The organism is Paenibacillus sp. FSL F4-0236 (assembly GCF_038000135.1).
GTDB lineage: Bacteria > Bacillota > Bacilli > Paenibacillales > Paenibacillaceae > Paenibacillus_AQ.
Window position 1 is genome coordinate 4015424 of record NZ_JBBOBK010000001.1, and the last position, 26459, is coordinate 4041882.

The following is a 26459-nucleotide window of genomic DNA, read 5'->3' on the forward strand; positions in this document are numbered from 1 at the left end:
GCTATAACGTTAATTAGGTTATGCTTTTCAAGCATTTTCGTACGTACAAAGGAAATCAAGAGACTCTTGTTGCGGCATTACATGGGTTATACGTATTAAGGTTGAATGATAGATTCATTCGGTACTGAATAGGGCTAATCATCAATCACGTGCTAACATGAACTAAAATAGTATTACTCTTTTAGCATTTCAAAAAATTCTGATATATTTGTTGCGACATTTTGTGTTACTGGTGAAAATTCCTCTGACTCTTCGTGAAACCAAATAACTACAGTAGGTTCTTCTATTTCTCTAAAATCCAAACAAATAAAATCCCCTGAAAAAAGTGCTGCAATAGGAACTACATTCATCCCCACTAAATCTTCATTATCAGTTAATCTATCACCTATTTGTGTAATAATAACTTCAACATCATACCATCCATTAATAGGGTCAGACTCACTATCATTCAATATACAAAGAAACTTTTCAATTATATATTCATGTTGATTAAAACTAAACATATTTGTGATTGGCACAGCTCCATTATTATCCTTAATAAAACTCCTATAAGTCTCAGGAAATGAAACTCTCAAGCTTCGCTCAACTATATCTAATAATTCATCGGTTGGCAATGGAAGGACAATCGTATTAACATCCAATCTCACTTCTCTCCCTTCCTATTCTTATCTTTTAGCATGCGCCCAACCACCTGGAGCTCTCCCACCCTGATGATTTATGGATTTATGTATACCAAAAGGTACTAATTCCATTCTACCGTCAATTTCAGAATGATGCCATGTTGTGCCAGGTGGGCGTTTTCCACCTAGAAGTTGTGAATCAAGCCATTGGAACTGTTGTGGATCAGACTTCTTCCAATAGTCTTTCGGCAACTGTAAAATAACAGGATTCTCATCAATCTTTATGATTAAATCAGCTTTCTCAAAATCAGGATGTTTTACATCAGGCTTCATAGGTACATCTGGTATTTTCTCTAGTTCCTTCGCTCGTTCTCTAATCAACTTAATTTGCTTTTGTGTTAGAGTATCTCCCCCTGGTACATTTCTCCACTTCCAAGGGACATTTGAATTAACTTTCTCTGCATACACTGTGTAGCATAATCATCTAATACTTCACCAAATTTTTTATTGCCTGACAAGAAATCATCAATGTTTTTTGGATAAGAGGGTTTACTGTCACTTACACCTTCACTCGTCCCCTCAACCGCCTTCACTTCTACATCCTTTATTGAATGATTACTCTCACTCTTCCCTTCCATCTTCTCTCTTAAAATCCGATCCATTTCATTCTTAAAATTGATTTGCATCGGAGTCTGTGGAAGTGCCGGGGTATCTATATCTAGATTATTTATTTTGAATTGAAAACCTTCATTTGTGCTGAATGCCGGCAACGGTTTTTGTACCTCAAAATCTTTTACAGAATCTAACCCTTTTTGTTAGACCTCCGCTTCCTGTAGAAAGCAAAGATTTTTCTACCGGACCATACAACAACGTTACCATTCCCAGACTGTTGAGCCAATGATCCGCTGACCATGCTTCGTCTGGATTAAATGCTCCTTTCGCCATTTCCACTGTTCCCAGTGTTAACCAATCCGCAAACTTCTCCTTTGAATCAAACATATGCTCTGATCGATCTTTGGCTGCTTCATATATCCCGACCGGGATATCTCCTGTTATCCCTAATGTTAACCAGTTGAAAAAGTCATAAGGGGAGTCTGTGGCCTTATCCGCACGAGTTCTTAATGTACCTACAAAACCCGTTCCAATCTCTTTAAAACTGTCTATCGATTTATAAAAGGCATTTTTAGAATCCTCGGGTTTTGCTTGATCCTCCGGTTTATTCTTTCTAAACAGATTATAGGAATCCAGTTGGGCGACTGATGAAGTCAATTTTATAACATCTCCCCAAGCCTTTCCACCTTGGTTTGTCATCACGTGTGCACCCAGACTTACTCCAGTAGCAATTATCTGTTCCATGGTGGTTTGAATGCCTTCCAGTTGGCCTTTTGCCCAGGCTCCCTTCTCCCCTTTTTCCATAGCCGTCCGTAGTAGCAACTGATACGCTTCATTCTGCACTAGTGGTATGCTTCTACTAGTAATCGAAGGATCATAATCACATGCCTTAACCGCCGGCTTCTTAAAATAAGTGCTTAGATCCTTTCCTGCTTGGTACTGGACCTCGTCTATACCCAAGGATTCCAGCTTCTTGCGTGCGTCTTCCGCTAGCTTATGCATTGCGTCCATTTGAGTCTGATTTCCAAACGCTTGATATGCCTTATAGGCGGTTTGCGCCTTCGCGATCTGATCCCGCACCAGGTAGATATCCTTCAGCTTGCTTTGCGCGGCTATGGAGTCGATCGTTCCCAGTCCTGAATTTTTAACAGTTGCTTGGAGCTTCTGCACCATAGGATCCCTCTTCAACTCATCCCAACCCATTAGAGTAGCAACCGAGGTGATCAGATTCGTGACTGCTTTCTGAGCCGTCGTCGGGATAGAAGACTTCCCTATTGCACTTCCGCCCCCAAACCTTTCGAACATACCGCCAAGAACACCGCGCTGTTGAAAAAGTTGATTTGCCTGCCTCTTGTTCTCATCCTGTGCGCCTTGAACACCTTTTAGTGCAAGACGAATGATGTCTTCCAGTTTTTCCGCTTCTACCGTCAGTTCGTTGATAAGCGTCTGAGCTCGTATCAAATCTGAACCCAGCGGAATCCCACCCCAGTTATTGGTCTGACCTCTCAGCTGCAAGTACAGCCGGTTGGTATCTTGGCTTACCTGTCTGACTTTTGTCTGCAGACGCTCGACTTCATCTTCTTTAAATACCATTTTTTCCAATGCCATTTATGACCTCCAGTTCTTACACTTAGACCATCCAATGCACTACTTTTTTCGACCCCTCAGGTCTTTATGTACTACTTCATATTTAAAAACTTAAGTATTTGGAGCGCACACCTAACCTATATATTGGCGTAACTTCCCATTATTATACTTTAAATCCTTTCTTTTAATTTTTAATTCTAATCACTGCTGTAAGAATAAGTAGACAGCAAAAAAACAGGTTGATTATAGTAGTAGCTCCCTATAATCAACCTGTTAACTGAACGCTATAGCGTTATTTACGTTATTCTTTTCGAGCATTACTGCACGAACAAACGAAATGCCTAAATCTTTATAGAAGTATTACATGGGTTTTATGTGTTGTTACTGGTTAAATCATAGGTTTATTCGACACTTTTTGATAGCCCTTCATGCTTTCTATTCAGATAACATTGTTAGAAATTCCTCGAAACTGTCTGCCACATGATAGCTGATTGGATCAAGTTCACCAGAATTTTCATGATCCCACACACAAACCTTAGGATTATTTCTAGATTCACAAAAATCTAAACATAGAAAATCACCAGCAAATAGAATCGCTATTGGTAAAATATCAACTCCAATCAAATCCTCGTTATCGGTAAGCCTATCTTCAATTTGAGTTAGTGTTACATCAATATCATACATTCCTAACTGATTATCTCTGGGTGTTTTTAATAAGCATAGAAATCTGTCTATAGCATAGTCATGATTATTACATTTAAAACTACTATTTATTGGTCTACCACCGTTATTCACTTCTAAAAATGAAACAAAATCATTTGGTAACTTGATTCTCCAGAATCCTTCTTTTCTTTTAAACAGATCTTCCGTTGGTAATGGTAGTATTATTGTGTTTGGATCAACCTTCATTTTATCCCCCCTCAATTTTCACTTTATGATTATGATTGAAATAAAAGTTTTAATTCAATTAAAAGATTCACTTGTCTTTGGGTATCCTCAGCCCGAAACGTCTCCTTACCTGTCTATGTCAACTGGTCGTCACCAGATTTGTTTATGCACGATAACCATCGCGGCAAGTAGTCCATTCGTTGTTCGTTGTGGACAATATGCAGATAAGTCCTGACAATATTAATGGTCGGGCTATCCATCCTAGAAGGTGCGATGGTTTAGACAGCTTATCTATCGGGGCGGCGTATTTTACAATTGCAAGTAAATTTGAAAAAAACGCAAGAAAACGAAGATAACAAAAAACAGGTCAATTATGATGGTATCTAACCATAATCAACCTGTTCAACGTAACGGAATAGCGTTATTTAGGTTATAAAATTAAAGCATTTGATGTGCGTACAACCGAAATGAAGAAATCTTTAAACGGGTATTACATGGGTTATTTGTGTTATTGGTTGAATGATGGATTTATTCGGCACTGGGTAGCCCCACCCTTGAATGGAAGCAAAAAGGCGTAAACAAATTTTTGCAAGACTCATTCGGTTAACATATTTAGAAACTCATCAAAGCTGTTACTTGTAAAATAAGTTACAGGGTCTAAATCTGAAGATTCTTCATGATTCCAAACGCAAACAGATGGCTCTGTTTCATCAGTATTTCTATAGTCTAAACACACAAAGTCACCTGCAAATAGAACAGCTACTGGTAATAACTCAGTACCTACTAAGTTTTCGTCTGAAACAATTCTCTCATCTAACTGAGTTCTAACTACTCCTATATCGTAGAATTCATCATCCCTCTCCCCAGTTACCTTCAAGATACTTAAAAACCTATCAATTGCATAACTATGATTGTTACACATAAAACTATCTTTTACAGGAGAAGCACCATTAAATTTTTTTATAAATTCTTTATATTCATCCGGCAATTTAATTCTCCACTTGTTTTCTTTTTCATTCAGCAGAACATCATCCGGCAATGGATATATTATAGTTTCATCCTTAACTTCCATGTCTCTACCTCCTAAAAAATATTATCTCGGAGCGTCAGCCCACATACCTGCCGTCCGCCCACCATTGTGAGGTGTAATATTGTGAATACCAAATGGAACAAGTTCCATTTTACCAGGGATTTCCGTATGATGCCACGTCATTCCTCTTCTCGTGCCACCTATCTGCTCATCTAACCACTTAAACTGTTCTTTATCCGATAACTTCCAAAATTTTTCTGGTAGCTGAACAGTCTCTTTAACTACACCTGCACCGGCAAAATCAGCAGATCCATATCTCATTCCATCAACTTTTGTAACCTTTATTTCAGGAATATGTCCATTTGCTACTGCCATTTCTTTTATCTTTCTTTTTTGAGCAGCAGACAAGCTATCCCCACCAGGGATAGTATCATCCCAAGACCAAGGTTTGTTTGAATCAACTTGTTCTTTGTATATTTTTGCATAATCTTCAATTACTTCATTAAATTTCTTATTCCCTTTTATAAAGCCATCTATATTTTTTAGATTTGCTTCTCCCGTCCCCTCAACCGCCTTCACTTCCACATCCTTTATTGAATGATTACTCTCACTCTTCCCTTCCATCTTCTCTCTTAAAATCCGATCCATTTCATTCTTAAAATTGATTTGCATCGGAGTCTGTGGAAGTGCCGGGGTATCTACATCTAGATTATTTATCTTAAATTGAAAACCTTCATTTGTGCTGAATGCCGGCAACGGTTTTTGTACCTCAAAATCTTTTACAGAATCTAACCCTTTTGGAGGCTTTAGACCTCCGCTTCCTGTAGGAAGCAAAGATTTTTCTACCGGACCATACAACAACGTTACCATTCCCAGACTATTGAGCCAATGATCCGCTGACCATGCTTCGTCTGGATTAAATGCTCCTTTCGCCATCTCCACTGTTCCCAGTGTTAACCAATCCGCAAACTTCTCCTTTGAATCAAACATATGCTCTGATCGATCTTTGGCTGCTTCATATATCCCGACCGGGATATCTCCTGCTATCCCTAATGTCAACCAGTTGAAAAAGTCATAGGGGGAGTCTGTGGCCTTATCCGCACGAGTTCTTAATGTACCTAAAAAACCCGTCCAATCTCTTTAAAACTGTCTATCGATTTATAAAAGGCATTTTTAGAATCCTCGGGTTTTGCTTGATCCTCCGGTTTATTCGTTCTAAACAGATTATAGGAATCCAGTTGGGCGACTGATGAAGTCAATTCTAGTAATTGATCTACAACGACAATTGGACCATATTAGAGCTTCGCATTAAAATCTAGCCTTACCTGTATATGTTGACTGGTCGTCAGCAGTTTGTTTACCAGATAACTATCGTAACCATAGTCTATGAAGTTGCGGACAAAATCCTACTCTTTAATGACCCCAACACTATCAGTAGTCGTTATATCTTTCGTGATAGTTGGGATCTATCTTTCACCATCAACTAGCGAAGCAAAATCTAATACAGGTGTTATAGATTTAGAAAACCGTGAGTAACAAAGATGACAAAAAAGAGGTCAATCATGGTAGTATTTGACCATAATCGACCTGCTTAATGTAACGCATTAGCATTATATTTTTTAAGCATCTGATATGCGTATAAATAAAGTGATGAGATCTTTGTACGGGTATTACATGGGTTATATGTGTTATTGGTTAAATGATGGATCGGCACTATATAACTCCCATATCAAAATAGAGTTATAACTTGGAACTCAACTAATGATTCCATTATATTCGTTATCCCTTTGAATTGTTCACCAGTTTTTTCATTCTCAAACTTTTCAGATAGTTTACTTATTTTTTTGTCACTCATATCTTTCCTTCATTATTCTCAAAGTTCAATAAATGGAGCAGTTGCACTTATTTTGTTGGTTGATTGTAAAATCTTGTTGTTGGACTGGTAAATAGGACTTTCATTTCCACTATCTAAGATTCAATAGTTGTCCTCTCAACAAAGTTGTTATTCTCTTTAATAATCATTCTCGCCAGTCTTCTTCCAGCTCTTTTAAAAAAGAAATCATCAGGGTAACTGTCAGAGTCAATTGGAGAGAGTTGATTTATAAAACCATTTATTTTATCATATTCAATTTTCCCCATTGTTTCTTCACTTGGTCCATAACTATATACAACTCTTTCTTCATCCTCGTAGTCTTTTAGCATTATCACAAAAACTGCCATTAAATCTCACTCCTCATAATTCTTATCCCAATCCCAGGTTCTCCCTGATTCTATTGTCTTATCATGAGCTGTTCTATAGTTAGTCTTAAATATACCTTCAAATTTTGATTCGAAAATTTCATGATGCAATAATTGTATATCAGAGTCTACATACTTACCATTCATTAATCTTTCCCAAGCCTGTGCTAGTTCATAGTCAGGATCAAACTTCCCAATACCATGATCTTTAATATGTGTGCTATTAAAAACATGATCTTTGATTCTTTGAACCCTGCTAAGAGGAAAGTCAGTATTTCTTGCGATAGCTTCTATATCTTTCGTCCCTAAATTTCTGAATTTCTCATACATCTCCTCAGCAATTGTTTCTTCTTTAAAGAACTGTTCTGGAGGTATATTTCTTGCTCCAGACTCAGCATATTTTAAATCATCAGCTTTTGGCCCCCCCTCAATATGGGGTTCCTTTATCTCCTTTACTTTAAATTCGAATTGTTCATTGGGTATATCTACCATCTTATCTACCTTTATTTCTGGCAGCTTCCCACGCACAAATCTCATCGTATTAGCAAGCACTTTGCTTCCAGCGGTTATCGCTACATCTCCCGCACCTGCAATTATGGTATTGACTCCAACCGTAGCTATCCGTTCTCCTAAGCTTTGCTTTCCATCATCCCGATAATCATTGAATGCATCAAAGGCTTCGCCTACTGTTCCACTAATTGCTCCCGATACCATCGATTTCAATAAGGTTGGTGTGAATTTCCCCAATGCACCCGGTGTTTTTACTGCTTTTAAATACTTAAACGGTAGTCCTATGCTGATTAGTTGCCCTGCAAATTGCCCAGCCTTTTTCCCGTACGGATCGTCCATAGGATCTACATAACCCTTCGGTTTCGGTCCTACAATCCAATCGGTGATCGTTCCTGCCATTCCAAACGACGCCGTATCGATGGCATGGGTCAGGATACTACTTCCACCCTCTAAAATATTGGCAATCGTCTGGTTTCCAACGCCACTGCTTAGTCGGCGGTTTTTATCCGCCGCTTCCTTCTCACTCTTCTCATAATAAGCCTTTATCTCTGCATATCTCCGATCCTGCTCCTCTATCGACAATTCGAACCAGTATGTACCCTGCAATCGCTTGATGACCTCAGGATCTTTCCGATTTAAAATATCTGCTTCCGATACAGAATCATGCGGGTTATAGGGTCCTATTGTAGCTTGTGGCTTCAGCATTGCTAATTGTTGTTTCGCCCATTCTCCCTTCGTCCCTGTCTCCATCGACAATCGTAGCAGAAATGCATATTTTTCATTCTCCATAAGTGGTACACTTTTGGTGGTAATCGACGGATCATAATCACACGACTTGACCGCCGCCTGCTTGAAATAGCCGCTTAGATCTTTCCCCACTTGGTACTGAACTTCGTCTATACCCAAGGATTCCAGCTTCTTGCGTGCCTCTTCCGCCAGCTTATGCATTGCATCCATTTGCGCTTGGTTCCCGAATGTTTGATATACCTTATAGGCTGTCTGCGCCTTCGCGATCTGATCCCGCGCCAGGTAGATATCCTTCAGTTTACTTTGCGCGGCTATGGAGTCAATCGTTCCCAATCCTGAATTTTCAACAGTTGCCTGGAGCTTCTGCACCATAGGATCACTATTCAACTCTTCCCAACCCATCAGAGTAGCAATTGAGGTGATCAGATTCGTGACCGCTTTCTGAGCCGTCGTCGGGTTAGAAGACTTCCCAATTGTACTGCCTCCTCCAAACCTTTCGAACTTACCGCCAAGAGCATCGAGCTGCTGATTGCTCCTTTCTAATTTCTACTCTCTGCCCTCTGCTGCTGATGCAACTGAAATACTTCCTGTTTGAGTGATAACGATTAGTTAATTAAAGGCTATCAGTATTAGCTCTGCTATAGTTTCGATCTCGTGAATCACCAGTTCCCATAAGAACTCTTCATGTTTCGTCACTATGGGCTTTCGTATTTGTTTGCTCTCGTGGTTCCGTCCTACTGCGGTAAAATCTCTTTGGTTGTATGAACTCATTTGCCGCCTGTTCCGAACTCTCTTTCTTACTTATGGCTTGCTTCTAATGCTTTCGGGTTTAGTTGCGTCATTCGTCTAGCTCTCCATCTTTAGTTCAATAACATCCTCATCTCAATAAATCCATCTTCGTTTACCGGCTTAATAATCTCCTCTAATGGTTCAATTTCTTTTATGAACTTCCTACTCAACTCTATTCTCCTCCAATTCTGTCAACTTTGTTCGTTGTCATTCCAATAGCTGTTCCGTTTCCCGTATTTTTCCCTTTGCTCGGTGTACCATTAATACAGCTTCTCGTTCTGTTTCTTCCAGTTCCATTTATTGACGAGCTAACACACTTTTCATTTTGCTGGACATTCCCCCATAATCTAGATTCTTCACTTTCCAAGCTAACTATGCGATGAAGAATTTCCAATCTGGGCTGTTCGTCCTTCTGATCTGCTAGATGGTTATCATAATTAGCCTGTTCCAGTAGCTTACTTATTTCTGTTGCTACTTACGGGTCGGAACTGCTAGAGTATCTCAACTCACCTGATGCCGTAACTCTCGTGCTTTCTGGCATTAACCTCTCATTTCCTTTACGATTGCCTGATACACTGCTTGTGCCTGAGTAATCAAACGCAGTTTTGTTTCCTACTGCCTGTACTTGTTTTGCCATTTCCTCATTTCTCCTTTGATTTTGAGCATGTAAAAAAGCTCATTCCTACTCATAAAACAAGTTGGAAAGAGCTTTGAAAGTTTATCAAGTGTTTGAATCAGTTAGTGTTTGGTTTGTATTGTACGATATGGTTGTTGGAATTGTAAACTCCAATCTTACAATTCTAAACATATTCCCTAAGCTTTATAAGATTCTGATTTAATAAAATTATCCACTAAAAATTTATCAGCCTCACTAAGTCCCTCAAAAAGCTCGTTAAACTTAATCTTTGCATCCTTATGACTTAAAAGGGATAGTGTAGCTATTGCAATATGTCCGAATTGCCATGGTCCAATAAACTTACTATCTGTTAGGAGTTTTCCGAGTTCAGCAAGCCTCTCTACAATTCCTATATCACAGTAATTTCTCTCAATCAATTTGAACATTGCCATAGCAACAACCCTTAAATTCTTAGCTTCCAAGCATACTATTAAATCTTCATTTTTTATTGTATCAGCCTTAATTTCTTCTGCTAATTCAACTATTGAGGCCATAATATCTTCCCTTCATAAAATTTATTCGTCTATAGGACCATATCTATCAATAATATATTGCTGCTCTGCTTCAAAGTTCTTTTGAAGTTTTTCTGCAACATTATCCAGTCCTAACCTTTTAGCCTCTTCAATTTCAATAGTGTATGCTTTAATCTCATCGGCGATTCTCGCTTCCCAATTCTGATATGATTCAGCAGCGGAAGGAAATCCATTTGATTTAGCTTCTAAAAAGTGACTATATTCATGTCTTAAAGCACTCATGGAGGCATCTGGGTCAATCAAGATTTGTCCCGGTTCTCCTTTTCTTAGAGGTCCATATCCCATAGCACCTTCTCGATAAACCACCTCGACCCCACTATCTTCTAGTTCTTTAACTAGTTTATTCCATTCTTCTGGATGAGATTTGGAACCTGCACCAAAGGCATCCCTAAATGGATCAGCAGGATTATCAAATTTAGTTATCTTTTTTGCATTTTCTATAATAATATCATTCGGAGCTTTTGTCGTCCCCTCAACCGCCTTCACTTCTACATCCTTTATTGAATGATTACTCTCACTCTTCCCTTCCATCTTCTCTCTTAAAATCCGATCCATTTCATTCTTAAAATTGATTTGCATCGGAGTCTGTGGAAGTGCCGGGGTATCTACATCTAGATTATTTATTTTGAATTGAAAACCTTCATTTGTGCTGAATGCCGGCAACGGTTTTTGTACCTCAAACCCTTTTACAGAATCTAACCCTTTTGGAGGCTTTAGACCTCCACCTCCTGTAGGAAGCAAAGATTTTTCTACCGGACCATACAACAACGTTACCATTCCCAGACTGTTGAGCCAATGATCCGCTGACCATGTTTCGTCTGGATTAAATGCTCCTTTCGCCATCTCCACTGTTCCCAGTGTTAACCAATTCGCAAACTTCTCCTTTGAATCAAACATATGCTCTGATCGATCTTTGGCTGCTTCATATATCCCGACCGGGATATCTCCTGTTATTCCTAATGTTAACCAGTTGAAAAAGTCATAGGGGGAGTCTGTGGCCTTATCCGCACGAGTTCTTAATGTACCTACAAAACCCGTTCCAATCTCTTTAAAACTGTCTATCGATTTATAAAAGGCATTTTTAGAATCCTCGAGTTTTGCTTGACCCTCCGGTTTATTCGTTCTAAACAGATTATAGGAATCCAGTTGGGCGACTGATGAAGTCAATTTTATAACATCTCCCCAAGCCTTTCCACCTTGGTTTGTCATCACGTGTACACCCAAACTTACTCCAGTAGCAATCATCTGTTCCATGGTGGTTTGAATGCCTTCCAGTTGGCCTTTTGCCCAGGCTCCCTTCTCCCCTTTTTCCATAGCCGTCCGTAGTAGCAACTGATATGCTTCATTCTGCACTAGTGGTATGCTTCTACTAGTAATCGACGGATCATAATCACATGCCTTAACCGCTGGTTTCTTAAAATAAGTGCTTAGATCCTTACCCGCCTGGTACTGAACTTCGTCTATACCCAAGGATTCCAGCTTCTTGCGTGCCTCTTCCGCCAGCTTATGCATTGCATCCATTTGCGCTTGGTTCCCGAATGTTTGATATACCTTATAGGCTGTCTGCGCCTTCGCGATCTGATCCCGCGCTAGGTAGATATCCTTCAGTTTACTTTGCGCGGCTATGGAGTCGATCGTTCCCAGTCCAGAATTTTTAACAGTTGCTTGGAGCTTCTGCACCATAGGATCCCTCTTCAACTCATCCCAACCCATTAGAGTAGCAACCGAGGTGATCAGATTCGTGACTGCTTTCTGAGCCGTCGTCGGGATAGAAGACTTCACTATTGCACTTCCGCCTCCAAACCTTTCGAACATACCGCCAAGAACACCGAGCTGTTGAAAAAGGTGATTTGCCTGCCTCTTATTCTCATCCTGTGCGCCTTGAACACCTTTTATTGCGCCTCGAATGATGTCTTCCAATTTTTCCGCTTCTACCGTTAGTTCGTTGATGATTATCTGCGCCTGCACCTGGTTTGATCCTAATGGGATACCACTCCAGTTACTTGCTTGACCTTTCAACTGGAGATACAACCGATTGGTGTCCTGGCTTACCTGTCTTATTTTCGTCTGCAGACGCTCGATTTCATCTACGTTAAATGTAAGCTTCGTTGTTGACAATACGTTCCTCCTTAATCCAAAATTAACGAATCACAATTCATTTCTCACATAAAACTAAGTAGGATTAACGGTTGTACACATCCTCGCTTCACCTTTATTAACCTATTTTAGAGTTACACCGCTACCTACTAGCTCCATACCTAACTGCTCAATTTTTAGTTCTTGTTGTAACATCACTTATATACCTCCGCTAACTCACTCCTATTAACCGTGTTAATATATTCGCCACCTTTATATTGCGCGTAGATATTCTCTTTCACTGTATCCCCACTTCACTTTTATAATGGTTCCTAAAGTAGTTTTACAGATGACAAGTTATGCTCTATGTAATTCAATATATTGCTAAATATATTAGATGTATCCTTTTATTATCGGATTATTATCCCGTAAATTATATATATGATTACAGTGAGATTATCTAGATTTGTATTTCTTACATGTTCAGCCCTACTAAAATTTTTCTTAGAATTTCCAGACTATATTTTTGGTCAAACCAGTCAGCATAAAAGATATTCTAACCTTTATATTTCGAATGGTCGTCATCAGTTAGTTTTTACTATGTAATTATCGTAGCAATAGATGTTGTTAATTTTTTTACCGACCTTACTAAGGTTACTAATCTATCCATCGTAAATGTCCTGATTTATGATTTTCTTTCTTACCTTAACTATCGCTCAAGGGTATCCTACAGTTCCAATAAATTTTGAAAAAACCGCAGATAACAAAGGTCACAAAAAACAGGTCAATCATGGTGGTATCTGACCATAATCGACCTTTCTTATGTAATGCTTTAGCATTATTTAGGTTATACTTGTCAAGCATTATTGTGCGTACAAACGAAATGACGAAATCTCTATCGGGTATTACATAGGTTAAGTGTGTTACTGGTTTAATGATGAGTTCATTCGGCACTGGGTAGTCCGTTAAAGTCGGATGAAATACCCTATTTTTTCAATTTTTCTTCGATATAAGAATGATCAAGTAGACTAAGTAGACTTGGGGTTAAGTACTTTATCTGGTATTGATTCAAATCACTATTGACAATTAACTGACCATTCTCTTTTCTAAGTAGCTGATCTGAACCATTTTCTAAAAACAACAGATTCCCACCACATTGTTTTATAAACTTCCCTATAACTTTAATCAAAGCTTCTAGTCCTTGATAAAAGGTGTTACCAAATAACTGACCCCTAATGCAAATATTAACATCTAAGTCATAATGATTTCTAACAAAATTTATGTCGGAAATATCCTCAAGTTCAAGAGCCAATGAAAAGTATTCAGTTCCGATAACTATTTCTTCTTCATCATTGTGAATCGATACCTTTTCGTTCAAAATGTTAATTATTATTTTTTCAATAACTTCTGCCAATGATTCACAACTCAAATTAGATTCTAAAAACAATTCAAAATCCATGCATATCTATCCCCCAAATATCCGTGTGATTTTACCATCAACCACAATTAATAATTCTTGCAAGTTCTTTAAATCTCCGTTTGGATTAGCTTTCCTTAGAACCCCTTCAGTGATCTCAGTTATTTTTTCTGAAGTGAAACCATCTAAATTAAGTACAATTCTCTCTGCCTGTGATTTTGTCTTTGTTCTAATATTTCTTAAAATATTGTCCACATTTGTATCTATTGTAGGTGCATAACAGTCAAATACTTCACCTTCAATTAGAAAATCTGGATTTGATGATTCCTTTATACCACGTCCATTTCCACCATTTACTTCATCTAACATTTCAATGTCATATCCCTGATCTGCAAAGATATCTGCTGTTTCAATCTCTTTCTTAACACCATGTGAATCACCTTTAGTATAATTCCCTTTTGGTTTACCTCCATTAGATAAAGAAGGTTCGGTCAGGTTAGCTCCCCCTTTACCCGTCCCCTCGAGAGCCTTTTTCTTCCCTATCTCTTTAAGTAATTCCTTCTCTTTCTTTAAATACTCGCCGTAATTTGAGGTTTCTCGGGCGGCTTTACTTTTCCAAATGTTCTCCAATACATTCTTTTTGATCTCTTCAAAATTGGGTACCTTTATCTTCGACAGCTTCCCACTCACAAATCTCATCGTACTTGCAAGTACTTTGCTTCCCGCCCTGATCGCTACATCTCCCGCACCTGCAATTACGGTATTAACTCCAACCGTAGCTATCCGTTCTCCTAAGCTTTGCTTTCCATCATCCCGATAATCATTAATGGTATCAAATGCTTCTCCTATCGTACCACTGATTGCACCCGATACCATGGATTTCAATAAAGTTGGTGAGAATTTCCCTAACATGCCTGGGGTCTTTACTGCTTTTAAATACTTAAACGGTAGTCCTATGCTGATTAGTTGCCCTGCAAATTGCCCAGCCTTTTTCCCGTACGGATCATCCATTGGATCTACATAACCCTTCGGTTTCGGTCCTACAATCCAATCGGTGATCGTTCCTGCCATTCCAAACGACGCCGTATCGATGGCATGGGTCAGGATACTACTTCCGCCCTCTAAAATATTGGCAATTGTCTGATTTCCAACGCCACTTCCCAGTAGGCGGTTTTTGTCCGCCACCTCCTTCTCATGTTTTTCATAATAGGCCTTTGTCTCTGCAAATCTCCGATCCTGTTCCTCTATCGATAGGTCGAACCAGTACGTACCTTGCAATCGCTTGATTACTTCAGGATTATTCCGATTTAAGATATCCTCATCCGAAACAAAATCATGTGGGTCATATGGTCCTATCGTAGACTGTGGCTTCATCATTGCCAATTGTTGCTTCGCCCAGTCCCCCTTCGTGCCTTTCTCCGTCGACATTCGTAGCAGAAATGCATATTTTTCATTCTCCATAAGTGGTACACTTTTGGTGGTAATCGACGGATCATAATCACACGACTTGACCGCCGCCTGCTTGAAATAGCCGCTTAGATCTTTCCCCACTTGGTACTGAACTTCGTCTATACCCAAGGATTCCAGCTTCTTGCGTGCGTCTTCCGCTAGCTTATGCATTGCGTCCATTTGAGTCTGATTTCCAAACGCTTGATATACCTTATAGGCGGTTTGTGCCTTCGCGATCTGATCCCGCGCCAGGTAGATATCCTTCAGCTTGCTTTGCGCGGCTATGGAGTCGATCGTTCCCAGTCCTGAATTTTTAACAGTTGCTTGGAGCTTCTGCACCATAGGATCCCTCTTCAACTCATCCCAACCCATCAGAGTAGCAATTGAGGTGATCAGATTCGTGACCGCTTTCTGAGCCGTCGTCGGGATAGAAGACTGCCCAATTGCACTTCCGCCCCCAAACCTTTCGAACATACCCCCAAGAACACCGAACTGCTGGAAAAGTTGATTTGCCTGCCGCTTATTCTCATCCTGTGCGCCTTGAACACCTTTTATCGCGCCTCGAATGATGTCTTCCAATTTTTCCGCTTCTACCGTCAGTTCGTTGATGATTATCTGCGCCTGCACCTGGTTTGATCCTAATGGGATGCCACTCCAGCTACTAGATTTACCTTTAAACTGGAGGTAAAGCCGGTTGGTGTCCTGGCTTACCTGTCTTATTTTCGTCTGCAGGCGCTGAACTTCATCTGCATTGAATATCAACTTCGTCGATGCCATGTATTCCCTCCCTTAACTGAAACATGCTTATAATGCCTCAAGGACATCTATAACGGTTTCCGGGAGATGCTTAACTCCACTTCAGTTTTTTGAATCCACTTTTGGTACACACCTCTATCTACCATTTTCATGCCCAGTTGTTCGCAAATTTTATAATCCATGTTGGTTGCAATAATTAACAATTTATCACCTGAATCCTCAGTGACGACAAACTGGTAATTCTGATATGTTGCTTGATAATATTTCTTATATATATCTGTCAACTCAGTTCTCTTAACTTTTTTGATGTACTTTATTCCTTTGTACAAAACAAATCCTCGATTTAGAACTGCCGGGTCATCCGAACGCAAGACTACTTCTTGGTCATTAACGACTCCTGCTTCATACTCAGTTCCATTGTATATAGCGTATATATTTTCCTTCATAAAATCTCTGCCTCCTAAGGATTAACTTTTATAAACTGCCCTAAGATCACATCGTAAGTGGCTAATAAGACTTCTGAACCTTTTTTACTTACTGTGTATAATTCCGCCCCATCAAAAAGGGACAAATATCCATCACACTTATACTCTGGAATCGACTGTCCATTTGTCGCTTTAGTAAAGCCATTTCCAGTAAACGGTTGTGGCTCGGAAACAATCCCTCCCATTTCATTGCTATATGGAATTTTTATATTTGAAGACTCTGGTGTTTTAAATCTTATGACCCCTAAGACTTCATCCGTTGCAGCATTAAATTTTGTGTCAGTGTAATCTAATCGTAGGCTCTTATAAATGTTCATATAATCTTCTAACTGAGTTACATCTGATGCCTTGGTAATATAACCTCCTACTTGGCTATATGTTCCTTCAAGATATTTTGAAATGTCTTCATTAGGTATAACCTTTTGCATTATAGTCGTGTTATCAGGCATGGGTATACTCTCTCGTATGGACTTCATCATAATTTTTTCACTATTGGATAACAAACTAACATCTTTAAGACGGAGGTCATTAAACTCTCCAAGAGAAATATTATGTTTAGACAAAAGTGAATTAATTTCATTGGTAAAATCAGAAATGTCCTTTAAATTCCCTTTGTTAAATCCCCCCGCGTCTGATACTGCCCCTTTAACTCCATTCTCTATCTGAGTTGCTTTCGTCGGCAGCTTCCCGCTCACAAATCTTACCGCACTGGCAGCCAATTTGCTGCCTGCCGTAATCAATGCATCTCCCGCACCTGCAATGACCGTATTGATTCCGACTGCCGTTATGCGCTCTCCTAAGTTTTGCTTTCCATCCCCCCTGTAATCATTGAATGCGTCAAACGCTTCGCCCACGGTTCCGCTAACCGCTCCCGCTACCATTGACCTCAATAAGGTTGGTGAAAACTTACCTACGGCTCCCCCAGTTTTTATTGCATTTAAATACTTTACAGGGAGGCCTATACTGACCACTGTTCCTAAAAACTGCCCGGCCTTCTTCCCATACTGATTATCCAGCGGATCGACATAACCTTCCGGTTCCGGCCCCATGATCCAGTCCGTAACCGTCCCGGCCATTCCAAACGACGCCGTATCGATTGCATGGACTACCATATCGCTTTCGCCTACGAGAATATTGGCCAGCGTCTGATTGCCTACACCACTTCTCAGTAGACGGTTTTTGTCTGCCGCTTCCTTCCCCTGCTTTTCGTAATATGCCTTGACCTCCGCAAACCTCCGGTCCTGCTCCTCGACGGAAAGCTTGAACCAATATGTCCCTTTCAGCCGTTCTATCACCTTGGGGTCGTCCCGGTTTAAAATGTCTGCTTCCGACACCGCGTTATACGGGTCAACGGGTCCTATCGTAGCCTGCGGCTTCATCAGCTCCAATTGTTGCTTGGCCCATTCTCCCTTCGGCCCTTCCACCACCGCCATTCGCAGCAGAAATGCATATTCTTCCTTCTCCATTAGCGGTACACTGCTGGTCGTGATCGACGGATCATAGTCACACGCCTTCACCGCAGGCTGTTTGAAATATGCACCCAGATCTTTCCCCGCCTGGTATTGGACGGCATCCACACCCAAGGATTCCAGCTTTTTGCGTGCGTCTTCCGCCAGCTTATGCATTGCATCCATTTGCGCTTGGTTCCCGAATGTTTGATATACCTTATAGGCGGTTTGCGCCTTCGCGATCTGATCCCGCGCCAGGTAGATATCCTTCAGCTTACTTTGCGCGGCTATGGAGTCGATCGTTCCCAGTCCTGAATTTTTAACAGTTGCTTGGAGCTTCTGCACCATAGGATCCCTCTTCAACTCATCCCAACCCATCAGAGTAGCAACCGAGGTGATCAGATTCGTGACTGCTTTCTGGGCCGTCGTCGGGATAGAAGAATTCCCTATTGCACTTCCGCCCCCAAACCTTTCGAACATACCGCCAAGAACACCGAGCTGTTGAAAAAGTTGATTTGCCTGCCTTTTGTTCTCATCCTGTGCGCCTTGAACACCTTTTATCGCGCCTCGAATGATGTCTTCCAGTTTTTCAGCTTCTACCGTTAGTTCGTTGATGATTATCTGCGCCTGCACCTGGTTTGATCCTAATGGGATACCACTCCAGTTACTAGCTTGACCTTTCAATTGGAGATACAGCCGGTTGGTGTCCTGGCTTACCTGTTTTATTTTCGTCTGCAGGCGCTCGACTTCATCTACGTTAAATGTAAGCTTCGTTAACGCCATGTGCTTCCCCCTGCTTGCTTCTAATAAAATTAGCTATGCAGCACTCTGCATAGCTAATTGCATTCTTATGTAGTGGAGCTCATGAAGTTTGTTTTACTTAAAAACTATACTAGAATTTTTGCGAATTCTTAACTGCATTTGAAAGCTCTTTATACTTTGTAGATACAGTATTCATATGATCTCCAAGATCCTGAAGTGATTCTGCAAACTTATCAAATGTCGGTTTCAATTTTTCCACCTTATCTGTAAAATCCCTTGCCGCCTCATCCTCCCAAACACTATTAAGATTTTTCATTGTAGTCATAACTTTTTTAATCAATGCGTCTACTTCCGTACCGTAATTTTTAATAATTTTTGCCTGTCCAGCCAATCCATCATAACTCAGTGTAACTTTACTTGTTGCCATCATTAATCTCTCCTTTAAGTAATTGTTTTTATATAAAAATGAACTTAAAAAATGCTTTTTCAAACCTATAAGATCTTTTAAGTTCATTATTATAACTCCAGTTTCCTTATTAGTTATTATTTCAAGTCCTATCTACCCTGTCCCTGATAATCGTTTCGCACAGAATAATCTGACTCGAACAGAATGATATCCCCAGAGGAAAAAGAGAACGTTTGCCCCATTTCATCTGTGCTCCCAGTCATCTGACCTTCAATCGCCCACATGTTAGCAATCGGTGCCTTGTAGCCTAAAATACGAGTGTCTGCATCTCCATTTTTAGTCGTATAGATTTGGAAATTCACCAGAATATAACCACCAGTGATGAACTCCTTCTCATGCCCATCTAATGCGCCTCCATATTGATTCGCCAGAGTGACGATGTTTGTTCCCTTTGGCAGGATATATGGTGCAATCGGCAAGTTATACTCCCCGTACCAATGCTGTACGCTGCGGACGGCTGTGATCGGATTAACTACATTCGGGATGTCGGTCGGGCCGACTAAAGTTCGCGATTCAAAGGGCAGGACTTCCATGTCATAACCGTAAGCGATTTTGGTTTTTCGCTTTAGATACTGTTTGTAGAACTTAAACCAAGGCGTCTTATCTCGCTCCGCTTGAGTCATTATATAGTTGTATTCATAGCTAGCTGCTATCGATAATTCACCACTTGAAATATTCCGCAAGCCATCCGCCAAGCGGTAGGTCCGGGTGTAGCTCAGCTTGTCCTTTGGGGAGCCGACGCCGATCATCTTATTCTTCGAGCCGGAAATATCATAGTACAGATCGACGGGTGTCGCTGTGCCTCCAGTTTTAGGAATAAAATAGAAGCTTGGCTCGATCCGGATACCTTCGCCCGGCTGCCACAAGTTCCCGATGGTCCGGAAGTCAAACAGGAAGGAATAGCCGTTATGTGGTACCGTCCTTTGCTCCGTGGGGTGAGAACCCTTGCGGATCGGCAGCTGCCACTGTAGCTGTCCAGTTAAAGCGGTCGGTATGCCATTCTCATCATTTCCGCCGGTATAATACATCGCGTTGCTATGCTCAAATGTCCCGACACCCGTTCGAAACACCTTCTCAAACCGGAAATCCCCAATGTCCCAAATCCGAAAATCGAACAGACGACCGACCACACCCACATTGAAGCTCTCCGATGCGCAGTAATTCGTCAAATTACCGTTCAAGTTCACCTCACAAAGATCCGATCCATCTGATGGGGCGTTAATAGCCCAAGACTGCGTATGAATGGTATAGTCGCCTTCATTCACCCAGGTTGGCATAGTAAAGGTCATGGACGGTGTTCCAACAGGGATGTAGATCCAGGTGTTCTCTGGGTAATATTGGCTACCTTGAAACACACCAAACGGAAATTGAATCCGCTTGTTTTTCGTGTATTTGGCATAATCCCGGTTGCCGTAACCAGGGATATTGAGATGCTGGCCGCTCTCTGTAAAATGTATGGCGAACGGCCGATCCAAGATCAGCACCGCCCTAGTCATATCCGGTGTCATACGTTGATCGAATGGGCGGTTATCGTCTGGAAGAAGCGAGTAGTTGACGACCGGTGTGTGCACGGTGACGGAGTTTATCGGAGAGATCAAAAATTCCTGATCTCCGTTTCCCTCTACGTTCTCCGACAGCATCGTATAATAAATGGTACCTGTGCTGGTTGTATTCTGTCGATTGAGTAAACCGCTATTGATCATCAACTGGCCCTCGTACAGCACCTCGTCTCCTATGATTTGCGGATCAGGAATCCTCCCCGGAGTTAGTCCAGTCTTGATTGAGACGGTATCATCCATAATCGTTTCACCGTTAAATACAAGACGGTCATTCTGCACCTCAGGATCTTGGGTTTGTATTTCAGCAAGAGCTATGAGCTTGTCTGTATCATCAACATCGCCTGGACCCGGCTCGCGATCTCCACCATCTACCACCTCTGGCGTAAATTTTATCCCTCCCGTATCTTGGGGAACAACATGGTCTTCCACTTCTATACTATTGATAAGCTCGACCGCCGGTGAGTCATAATTATTAGGATATAGAGTGACTTCTCCTCCAGGCAGCGCATAGTTCTCCATACGTGCCTGATCTATTTGATAAACGGCCAACTGATCTACCTGCCAGTACGCGTACTCTTTTGGAGTCAAGTCAAAGGTATAGGTTTTATCAAATTTCCCTGTTCTAGGAAGTGGCGATTGGGGAATCGATGTTCCATTCGGTCCCGGAAGATTCGGCCGATCTTCCTCCCACTTCGTCGGATAGGTAACCTTTACACTGCAAGAATAACGAATCACTCCTGCCATATTGGCGAAGGTATGTTCAAATAAATAGTCCTTTGCCCAGGCATTGGCATATAGATTCTCTGATGTAGGGATTCCCAATGACACATCAAAATGACGTCCATTTGCCGCGTCGTCACCAAGAATTACTCCGTTCGCATTGGGTTCCATAAATGACGTTTGCGGAGCAGCGATCTTGTTAGGCGGTTCAATAGTATAGGTACACTCGCCTGAACCTTCCCCCGGATCAGGTGGATCTTTCACTTTGTAATAGAAGGACAAATAATATACTGGGTAGCTTCCATCATATGTGAATCCATACGGATCACCCGCTTCAATGGTACCTCCGCTAGGGGCAGCGACTGTACTTTTTTTGAACCCCTGATACTCATAAGTAGTATTTCCAGAGGTATGAGTAAACGAGTAAGCACTGTTTTTTATTAATACTTCCTCTCTGTCTGTAAAGCCACTTATTCCGTTCAACGATTGTCCCGTAGTTGTGTAATGTTTAATTATGGCCTTACCACCTTCCGGCTCCAACTCAATCGTCAACATACTTGGAAAATAATATCGGTAACTGATAACTCCCGGATCAACGGGTCCCCCCTCTGAAGTTACATCTTCTCCTACATCATTATTAGAAGAAGTATTAAGATCCCCAACTAAACTGACATCAAATGAAACTGAGCTAGTACCTAAACCAGTAATAGGATATTGAGTAGGAATGAAATTTTGGCTGGTATATTTGCTAATATATCCCCAAGTCTTCTGATAGTACCTGGAATGATTCCATATCTCTTCACCATTACTCCAGTTGGAGGGACTAACAAATCTTGCAACTTTAACACTTTTTATCTTTCGGCCAGGAAAATCAAAGGAATAATCAAATTTCGGTATACTCTTGTTAAGCTGACCGGGATAACCATCTGAAGTCCAGGTTACTCCATCTGATCTTCTCCAAATATCATAAGAAAACAGAGCTACAAAATAATATATATTAGGATTATTTGTATCCACTGTAGTAGGAAGTGTCCCCGCTGCTGCATGTTGATTGGATACAAATAAAGAGCCTTCAAATAAAAGAAGAAATGAAAATAAAACAATCAATAGCCTTCTCACATTCAATTTCCACCCCTTACTTAAATGGGTTTAACATTATTGAAGCTGACTCCTTATCAAACATTTCGATTCCAATATATTCAATTTGATTCAGCTTTATCATAAATTCATCATCAACAAAAGGCACTCTGTACGTTAATATCTTGGTTCCGTCCGAGTTGTTTTTCATATAGTACCTCATTGAGCCTCTATATTTAGCTTCAAACTGCGAACTCAGATAATAGATGCCCATCATTTCCTGAGAGGTCCTCGCCCTCATATATTCCTGTTTCCCGTTTGTGACAGGCCAAATATCATAGTATATTAATCTTCCCGCCCGAATGGGGAGTTGATCGATCGTCAGTATACTTATAGTAGAGTACAACTGTTCATATTCATTTTTCATTAAAAACGGTTCTCCTCCCTGAAATAGTTTCTTATATGGGGCAATAGGGACAGGCTTAATCCCCGCCTCTTCCATAGTCGGAATTACTTTCTCACCTATCCATGCCCAATTCCCTATTTGATCCCACTCCAAAGCCACACCGAGGCCAAGGGAAACAAAACGGAGCGGCACATAGACACTCCCGTTTTTCTCAACTGCCTTGGCGTCTATAGTTTTTGCTGCCCCATTAACATAAACCTTGTCCGCTCCAACTTGGATATCCACAGAACGGTCAGCCAGTGTAAATCCTGCCGTACGGGTCGTGGCATTCCATGTAACTTTTGCACCCAGTTTTTCTGCCACATTTCGAATAGGAACCATAACCCGCCCATTATCCATATAGGGTTTTGCATCGCTAAACTTCACTTTTCTACCGTTCACCAGAACTGCCAGATCCGGCCCGCCTATTAACTCTGCCGCTGAAGCAGCACTCGATGCAATCAAACTCATCATGCCAAACAAGAATAAAAAGATAATTTTTTTCTTCAAAGCAAGCCCTCTTTTCTCAAAATTCACTTATATATTCTCTCTATCACCTAACCGCACAATCCTCAATAAAATACCCTTTTCGAGCGGCCTCCTCTGGATCGAATAGACTTTCTATAACAGTAACCCCCGAGGGTACACAGCTTTCACCGTAAGCAATATGTCGCCCAGCTGAATTTCGGGTGCCTACCAGAACCTTTCGTCGCATCACCGCCCCGCTGCCTAAGGAATACGCATCCAACAGCTCTCCACCAGGAAGCGGATAACCTTGAATAAAAGCCATGATCCCTACATCCTGTATGGATTGATCCTTCAGTCCTCTGGGTAGTGTGAACTGCACCGATAGGCCCATTCGTTTCACCAGCTCCAAATGTCTGTTAATGGCTGTTGCCAAGTCCTTTTCAACCAGTGATGTTATCGTGCTCTGCCGTACTTCTCGAAATAAATCTAAAGAGGTAAGAGGGGCGAGATTCGTCTCCGCCGTCAGCGCTGTGTAATCTCCCTCATAAAATTCATTAGAGCCTGTATCATATACCCGCGCATTGTCATCCAAAGTGAAATAGAGCAAATTTCCGTTCCGAAGTTTATAGTAATAGGGACGCTCAGGCCAACTCACAGGCTTAAGTTCATCCTTCCCATCAACACTGGCTGTGTCGTCCAGAGTAACCAACGTATAGCCGCTATATCCAAACATCACCAATGCGGGTATATGCATTTTTAAATTGTTCATTTCAGTCTGGTTGTTCTCCAGCCCAAATTTCAAAGCTAAATTACTGTAAAAAACACTTAGCACATCCTGATCCAGTTGCAGCTGGCGTTCCCGCCCATAGTGCACTGCTGTGGTAGTAGGCTGCTGTTCCAGTCGTGACAGATAATCACCAGCATCATCCACTGCGGCTTGAAAATCATCCGAATAGCGTTTATACATGTCCTGATTGAAGACCTGAAGATCTTCTCGAGTGTCACCCATAAGAACAAGAGGAATGACCAGAATTAGAAAAATAAGCACAACACTAAGGGGCTTCACTTCGTACCATCCCCCCATACTTCAAATTGACCGGAATCATTTCACTATGAAACAAGAGCGATCGCATCCGTGAGGCAAGTGTCGTCCCTTCAGATTCCAGTCGGACATTGAACAGATCGCCTACATGCATGGTAAACCTTCTACCTGGATCATCTGCAGCTAGTAAAGGTCCTGAATGCGGATATAAGATTTCCAAAATATCCTTGCTGAAATATCCGTCATATCGGACACTAAAGCTGTTCTGGAATGTAGAATAATCATCAGGATTCGTATATAAGGGCTGTAAATTCTTTTTGTAATACTCCATTTGCACTTTGAAAACACCATATGAAGCATCCAACGAATGAAGAAACAGCTCATAATCGGAAGTATCCACGTACCCTTTAGCACGAACGGTATCCACGAATTCCACCACAGCCGCATTGGCGGCGAGCTTAGTATTCCTTTCTACAACTTCGGATTGACGGAATGCCGGATAGACTCCGAACACAAATGCCAGCAAAATAATTATAATTACACCTTTCAGCGCGTCTGCCATGCGGCTCCTCCTTTCTAGCGGGTGGCGGAGATTTCCGTAATCATCTCATCGGTTCGCGTGACTCTTAACTGATAAGCAGCATCAGGCACTCCACGTAAATCCACTGCTGTAAGGTCCGTTTCCTCATTAATTGCAATGCCATCGATATATAAAATATATTCCCCCTCCAGTGCTGGAGGGATCATACCGATGACCTGCTCACCGCTAATTTTGTTCAAATCACCTGTCCCTTTGTAAGGTGCCGATGCAACTGTCGGCAGCTCATAGTGCCTGTTTGGAACAGCACTCTCCATCTCCTGCCGCAAAAACGTAAATCCACCTACGGCGAATAAAATCCAAGCAAAGAGGGTTAGTAGAAATTGGGTGCTATTTTTCATTTATGATCCGGGTTCTGATTAAATTCAATAATTCGAACCTCATCATTTTTGTCCTTATGTAAGGTAGCTCTAAAAATAGAAAGCGTATTGACATTACAGTTTTTACTGTTATCTTGGTCTGAGCTCTGGTCAAGCATTGCTGATACACTAAAGTTATCGGCACCACTGTTCTTATCTCCAAGATCAAGCTCTGATGCCGGGTCTTCACCACTGGCCGCTTTCGCTGGCGCATAATAAGTTTTATATGTGTTTTTCGCATAAAAACCTGTTTTATTTACGCCAGTCTTTATCAGAATGGAAAATTGCGGACGCCCCTTATATCTCATTGCCGCATTAATCACATCCTGGCCAGATACATCCTTATTATCATAAGAATTGAACTCCGCTTGATTGATCATCTGAGTCTGGGCCAATGTCTGCTCCTGGGCACGAATAAAATAATTATTAATGACAAGATATATACTGACACCTGCGGCAATAATCAGAATTGTGACAATAATGCCAATAACCCATTTAAGTCCCGTAGAAATATTCTCCATCTATACCCACCCTTTTCGATATCGTTTTTATTTCTGTTTAAAAACAATTAAACGAACTTCCTCATTGCTGTCCTTATAAACAACCGCTTTAAAGACAGAGAGTGTATTCACCAAATAATTATCTCTGTTATATGAATCTGTATTTGTTTGATCAAGCATTGTCGAAACACTGACACCCTTTGTATATTTGTTATTCTTAGATAAATCAACTACCGGATTAGACGTATCTTTAGGTTCTTCGTAACTAGATTTATAAGTATTCTCCGCATAGAACCCAGTCGTATTTTCCCCTGTTTTAATCAAAATCGCGAACTGCGGACGTCCCTTATACCGCATTGCCGCATTAATCACATCCTGGCCGGATACATCCTTGTTATCATAGCTGTTGAACTCCGCTTGATTAATCATTTGGGTTTGGGCCAGAGTCTGTTCCTGTGCGCGGATGAAGTAGTTGTTGATAACCAGATATATACTTACGCCTGCGGCAATAATCAGAATGGTTACAATAATGCCGATAACCCATTTAAGTCCGGTCGAGATATTCTCCATGATGTTTCCTCCTCACCTTATTTGAAGCTAGT

Annotated in this window: 24 protein-coding genes; all 24 read right to left on the reverse strand. The window is 41.0% G+C overall.

Annotation, left to right across the window (positions count from 1 at the left end; translation table 11 throughout):
* Nucleotides 1-173 precede the first annotated feature (173 nt).
* A complete protein-coding gene (locus NSQ29_RS18185; protein ID WP_341125764.1) occupies nt 174-647 on the reverse strand; it encodes an SMI1/KNR4 family protein in 474 nt (157 codons plus the stop codon).
* Nucleotides 648-665: 18 nt separating this feature from the next.
* On the reverse strand, nt 666-953 hold the full coding sequence (locus NSQ29_RS18190; RefSeq protein WP_341125765.1) for an HNH endonuclease signature motif containing protein: 288 nt from the start codon (nt 951-953) through the stop codon (nt 666-668).
* Between the two features lie 65 nt (nt 954-1018).
* On the reverse strand, nt 1019-1390 hold the full coding sequence (locus NSQ29_RS18195; protein ID WP_341125766.1) for a hypothetical protein: 372 nt from the start codon (nt 1388-1390) through the stop codon (nt 1019-1021).
* Between the two features lie 13 nt (nt 1391-1403).
* A complete protein-coding gene (locus tag NSQ29_RS18200; RefSeq protein WP_341125767.1) occupies nt 1404-2840 on the reverse strand; it encodes a hypothetical protein in 1437 nt (478 codons plus the stop codon).
* A 414-nt stretch (nt 2841-3254) separates the two neighbouring features.
* Nucleotides 3255-3728: an SMI1/KNR4 family protein gene (locus tag NSQ29_RS18205; protein ID WP_076287098.1), complete on the reverse strand. Its 474-nt coding sequence runs from the start codon at nt 3726-3728 to the stop codon at nt 3255-3257.
* Between the two features lie 574 nt (nt 3729-4302).
* Nucleotides 4303-4779: an SMI1/KNR4 family protein gene (locus NSQ29_RS18210; protein WP_076287097.1), complete on the reverse strand. Its 477-nt coding sequence runs from the start codon at nt 4777-4779 to the stop codon at nt 4303-4305.
* A 21-nt stretch (nt 4780-4800) separates the two neighbouring features.
* Nucleotides 4801-5727: an HNH endonuclease gene (locus tag NSQ29_RS18215; protein WP_081383110.1), complete on the reverse strand. Its 927-nt coding sequence runs from the start codon at nt 5725-5727 to the stop codon at nt 4801-4803.
* A 978-nt stretch (nt 5728-6705) separates the two neighbouring features.
* Nucleotides 6706-6957, reverse strand: coding sequence for a hypothetical protein (locus NSQ29_RS18220; protein ID WP_280788623.1), 252 nt, complete (start codon nt 6955-6957; stop codon nt 6706-6708).
* Nucleotides 6958-6963: 6 nt separating this feature from the next.
* Nucleotides 6964-8634, reverse strand: a complete 1671-nt coding sequence (locus tag NSQ29_RS18225) for a hypothetical protein (RefSeq protein ID WP_341125768.1) — start codon at nt 8632-8634, stop codon at nt 6964-6966.
* Nucleotides 8635-9496: 862 nt separating this feature from the next.
* Complete coding sequence (locus tag NSQ29_RS18230; RefSeq protein WP_341125769.1) at nt 9497-9658, reverse strand: hypothetical protein; 162 nt, start codon at nt 9656-9658, stop codon at nt 9497-9499.
* A 176-nt stretch (nt 9659-9834) separates the two neighbouring features.
* Nucleotides 9835-10191: a hypothetical protein gene (locus NSQ29_RS18235; protein ID WP_341125770.1), complete on the reverse strand. Its 357-nt coding sequence runs from the start codon at nt 10189-10191 to the stop codon at nt 9835-9837.
* Between the two features lie 21 nt (nt 10192-10212).
* Nucleotides 10213-12348 (reverse strand): hypothetical protein, encoded by a 2136-nt coding sequence (locus NSQ29_RS18240; RefSeq protein WP_341125771.1) that lies wholly within the window; start codon nt 12346-12348, stop codon nt 10213-10215.
* 943 nt (nt 12349-13291) lie between these two features.
* Nucleotides 13292-13765, reverse strand: coding sequence for a hypothetical protein (locus tag NSQ29_RS18245; RefSeq protein WP_341125772.1), 474 nt, complete (start codon nt 13763-13765; stop codon nt 13292-13294).
* 6 nt (nt 13766-13771) lie between these two features.
* Complete coding sequence (locus tag NSQ29_RS18250; RefSeq protein ID WP_341125773.1) at nt 13772-15949, reverse strand: CdiA C-terminal domain-containing protein; 2178 nt, start codon at nt 15947-15949, stop codon at nt 13772-13774.
* 47 nt (nt 15950-15996) lie between these two features.
* Nucleotides 15997-16374 carry a hypothetical protein gene (locus tag NSQ29_RS18255; RefSeq protein WP_076287102.1) on the reverse strand — a complete coding sequence of 126 codons (378 nt, stop codon included), beginning with the start codon at nt 16372-16374 and terminating at the stop codon, nt 15997-15999.
* A gap of 14 nt (nt 16375-16388) precedes the next feature.
* Nucleotides 16389-18644, reverse strand: a complete 2256-nt coding sequence (locus tag NSQ29_RS18260) for a hypothetical protein (protein WP_341125774.1) — start codon at nt 18642-18644, stop codon at nt 16389-16391.
* Nucleotides 18645-18753: 109 nt separating this feature from the next.
* A complete protein-coding gene (locus tag NSQ29_RS18265; protein WP_341125775.1) occupies nt 18754-19137 on the reverse strand; it encodes a WXG100 family type VII secretion target in 384 nt (127 codons plus the stop codon).
* A 41-nt stretch (nt 19138-19178) separates the two neighbouring features.
* Nucleotides 19179-22487: a DUF5704 domain-containing protein gene (locus tag NSQ29_RS18270; protein ID WP_341125776.1), complete on the reverse strand. Its 3309-nt coding sequence runs from the start codon at nt 22485-22487 to the stop codon at nt 19179-19181.
* A 16-nt stretch (nt 22488-22503) separates the two neighbouring features.
* Nucleotides 22504-23400, reverse strand: a complete 897-nt coding sequence (locus NSQ29_RS18275) for a copper amine oxidase N-terminal domain-containing protein (RefSeq protein WP_341049224.1) — start codon at nt 23398-23400, stop codon at nt 22504-22506.
* Nucleotides 23401-23443: 43 nt separating this feature from the next.
* Nucleotides 23444-24424, reverse strand: coding sequence for a hypothetical protein (locus tag NSQ29_RS18280; protein WP_341125777.1), 981 nt, complete (start codon nt 24422-24424; stop codon nt 23444-23446).
* Nucleotides 24411-24962, reverse strand: coding sequence for a hypothetical protein (locus tag NSQ29_RS18285; RefSeq protein WP_339246493.1), 552 nt, complete (start codon nt 24960-24962; stop codon nt 24411-24413). The genes NSQ29_RS18280 and NSQ29_RS18285 overlap by 14 nt, the downstream gene beginning before the upstream one ends.
* A gap of 14 nt (nt 24963-24976) precedes the next feature.
* Nucleotides 24977-25339 (reverse strand): hypothetical protein, encoded by a 363-nt coding sequence (locus tag NSQ29_RS18290; RefSeq protein ID WP_341125778.1) that lies wholly within the window; start codon nt 25337-25339, stop codon nt 24977-24979.
* Complete coding sequence (locus NSQ29_RS18295) at nt 25336-25878, reverse strand: hypothetical protein (RefSeq protein WP_094870408.1); 543 nt, start codon at nt 25876-25878, stop codon at nt 25336-25338. Before NSQ29_RS18295 ends, NSQ29_RS18290 begins: the two co-directional genes overlap by 4 nt.
* Nucleotides 25879-25905: 27 nt before the next feature.
* The gene (locus tag NSQ29_RS18300) at nt 25906-26427 is read right to left on the reverse strand and encodes a hypothetical protein (protein ID WP_094870407.1); all 522 of its coding nucleotides are present in this window, start codon (nt 26425-26427) and stop codon (nt 25906-25908) included.
* Nucleotides 26428-26459: the final 32 nt, after the last annotated feature.

What these genes read in the sequence shown, in the direction of transcription:
- NSQ29_RS18190 (WP_341125765.1), bottom strand. Translation starts at nt 953, where the DNA reads ATGAAGCCTGATGTAAAACATCCTGATTTTGAGAAAGCTGATTTAATC.
- NSQ29_RS18200 (WP_341125767.1), bottom strand. Translation starts at nt 2,840, where the DNA reads ATGGCATTGGAAAAAATGGTATTTAAAGAAGATGAAGTCGAGCGTCTG.
- NSQ29_RS18205 (WP_076287098.1), bottom strand. Translation starts at nt 3,728, where the DNA reads ATGAAGGTTGATCCAAACACAATAATACTACCATTACCAACGGAAGAT.
- NSQ29_RS18210 (WP_076287097.1), bottom strand. Translation starts at nt 4,779, where the DNA reads ATGGAAGTTAAGGATGAAACTATAATATATCCATTGCCGGATGATGTT.
- NSQ29_RS18215 (WP_081383110.1), bottom strand. Translation starts at nt 5,727, where the DNA reads ATGTTTGATTCAAAGGAGAAGTTTGCGGATTGGTTAACACTGGGAACA.
- NSQ29_RS18220 (WP_280788623.1), bottom strand. Translation starts at nt 6,957, where the DNA reads ATGGCAGTTTTTGTGATAATGCTAAAAGACTACGAGGATGAAGAAAGA.
- NSQ29_RS18225 (WP_341125768.1), bottom strand. Translation starts at nt 8,634, where the DNA reads ATGGGTTGGGAAGAGTTGAATAGTGATCCTATGGTGCAGAAGCTCCAG.
- NSQ29_RS18230 (WP_341125769.1), bottom strand. Translation starts at nt 9,658, where the DNA reads ATGGCAAAACAAGTACAGGCAGTAGGAAACAAAACTGCGTTTGATTAC.
- NSQ29_RS18235 (WP_341125770.1), bottom strand. Translation starts at nt 10,191, where the DNA reads ATGGCCTCAATAGTTGAATTAGCAGAAGAAATTAAGGCTGATACAATA.
- NSQ29_RS18245 (WP_341125772.1), bottom strand. Translation starts at nt 13,765, where the DNA reads ATGGATTTTGAATTGTTTTTAGAATCTAATTTGAGTTGTGAATCATTG.
- NSQ29_RS18250 (WP_341125773.1), bottom strand. Translation starts at nt 15,949, where the DNA reads ATGGCATCGACGAAGTTGATATTCAATGCAGATGAAGTTCAGCGCCTG.
- NSQ29_RS18255 (WP_076287102.1), bottom strand. Translation starts at nt 16,374, where the DNA reads ATGAAGGAAAATATATACGCTATATACAATGGAACTGAGTATGAAGCA.
- NSQ29_RS18260 (WP_341125774.1), bottom strand. Translation starts at nt 18,644, where the DNA reads ATGGCGTTAACGAAGCTTACATTTAACGTAGATGAAGTCGAGCGCCTG.
- NSQ29_RS18265 (WP_341125775.1), bottom strand. Translation starts at nt 19,137, where the DNA reads ATGAACTTAAAAGATCTTATAGGTTTGAAAAAGCATTTTTTAAGTTCA.
- NSQ29_RS18285 (WP_339246493.1), bottom strand. Translation starts at nt 24,962, where the DNA reads ATGGCAGACGCGCTGAAAGGTGTAATTATAATTATTTTGCTGGCATTT.
- NSQ29_RS18290 (WP_341125778.1), bottom strand. Translation starts at nt 25,339, where the DNA reads ATGAAAAATAGCACCCAATTTCTACTAACCCTCTTTGCTTGGATTTTA.
- NSQ29_RS18295 (WP_094870408.1), bottom strand. Translation starts at nt 25,878, where the DNA reads ATGGAGAATATTTCTACGGGACTTAAATGGGTTATTGGCATTATTGTC.
- NSQ29_RS18300 (WP_094870407.1), bottom strand. Translation starts at nt 26,427, where the DNA reads ATGGAGAATATCTCGACCGGACTTAAATGGGTTATCGGCATTATTGTA.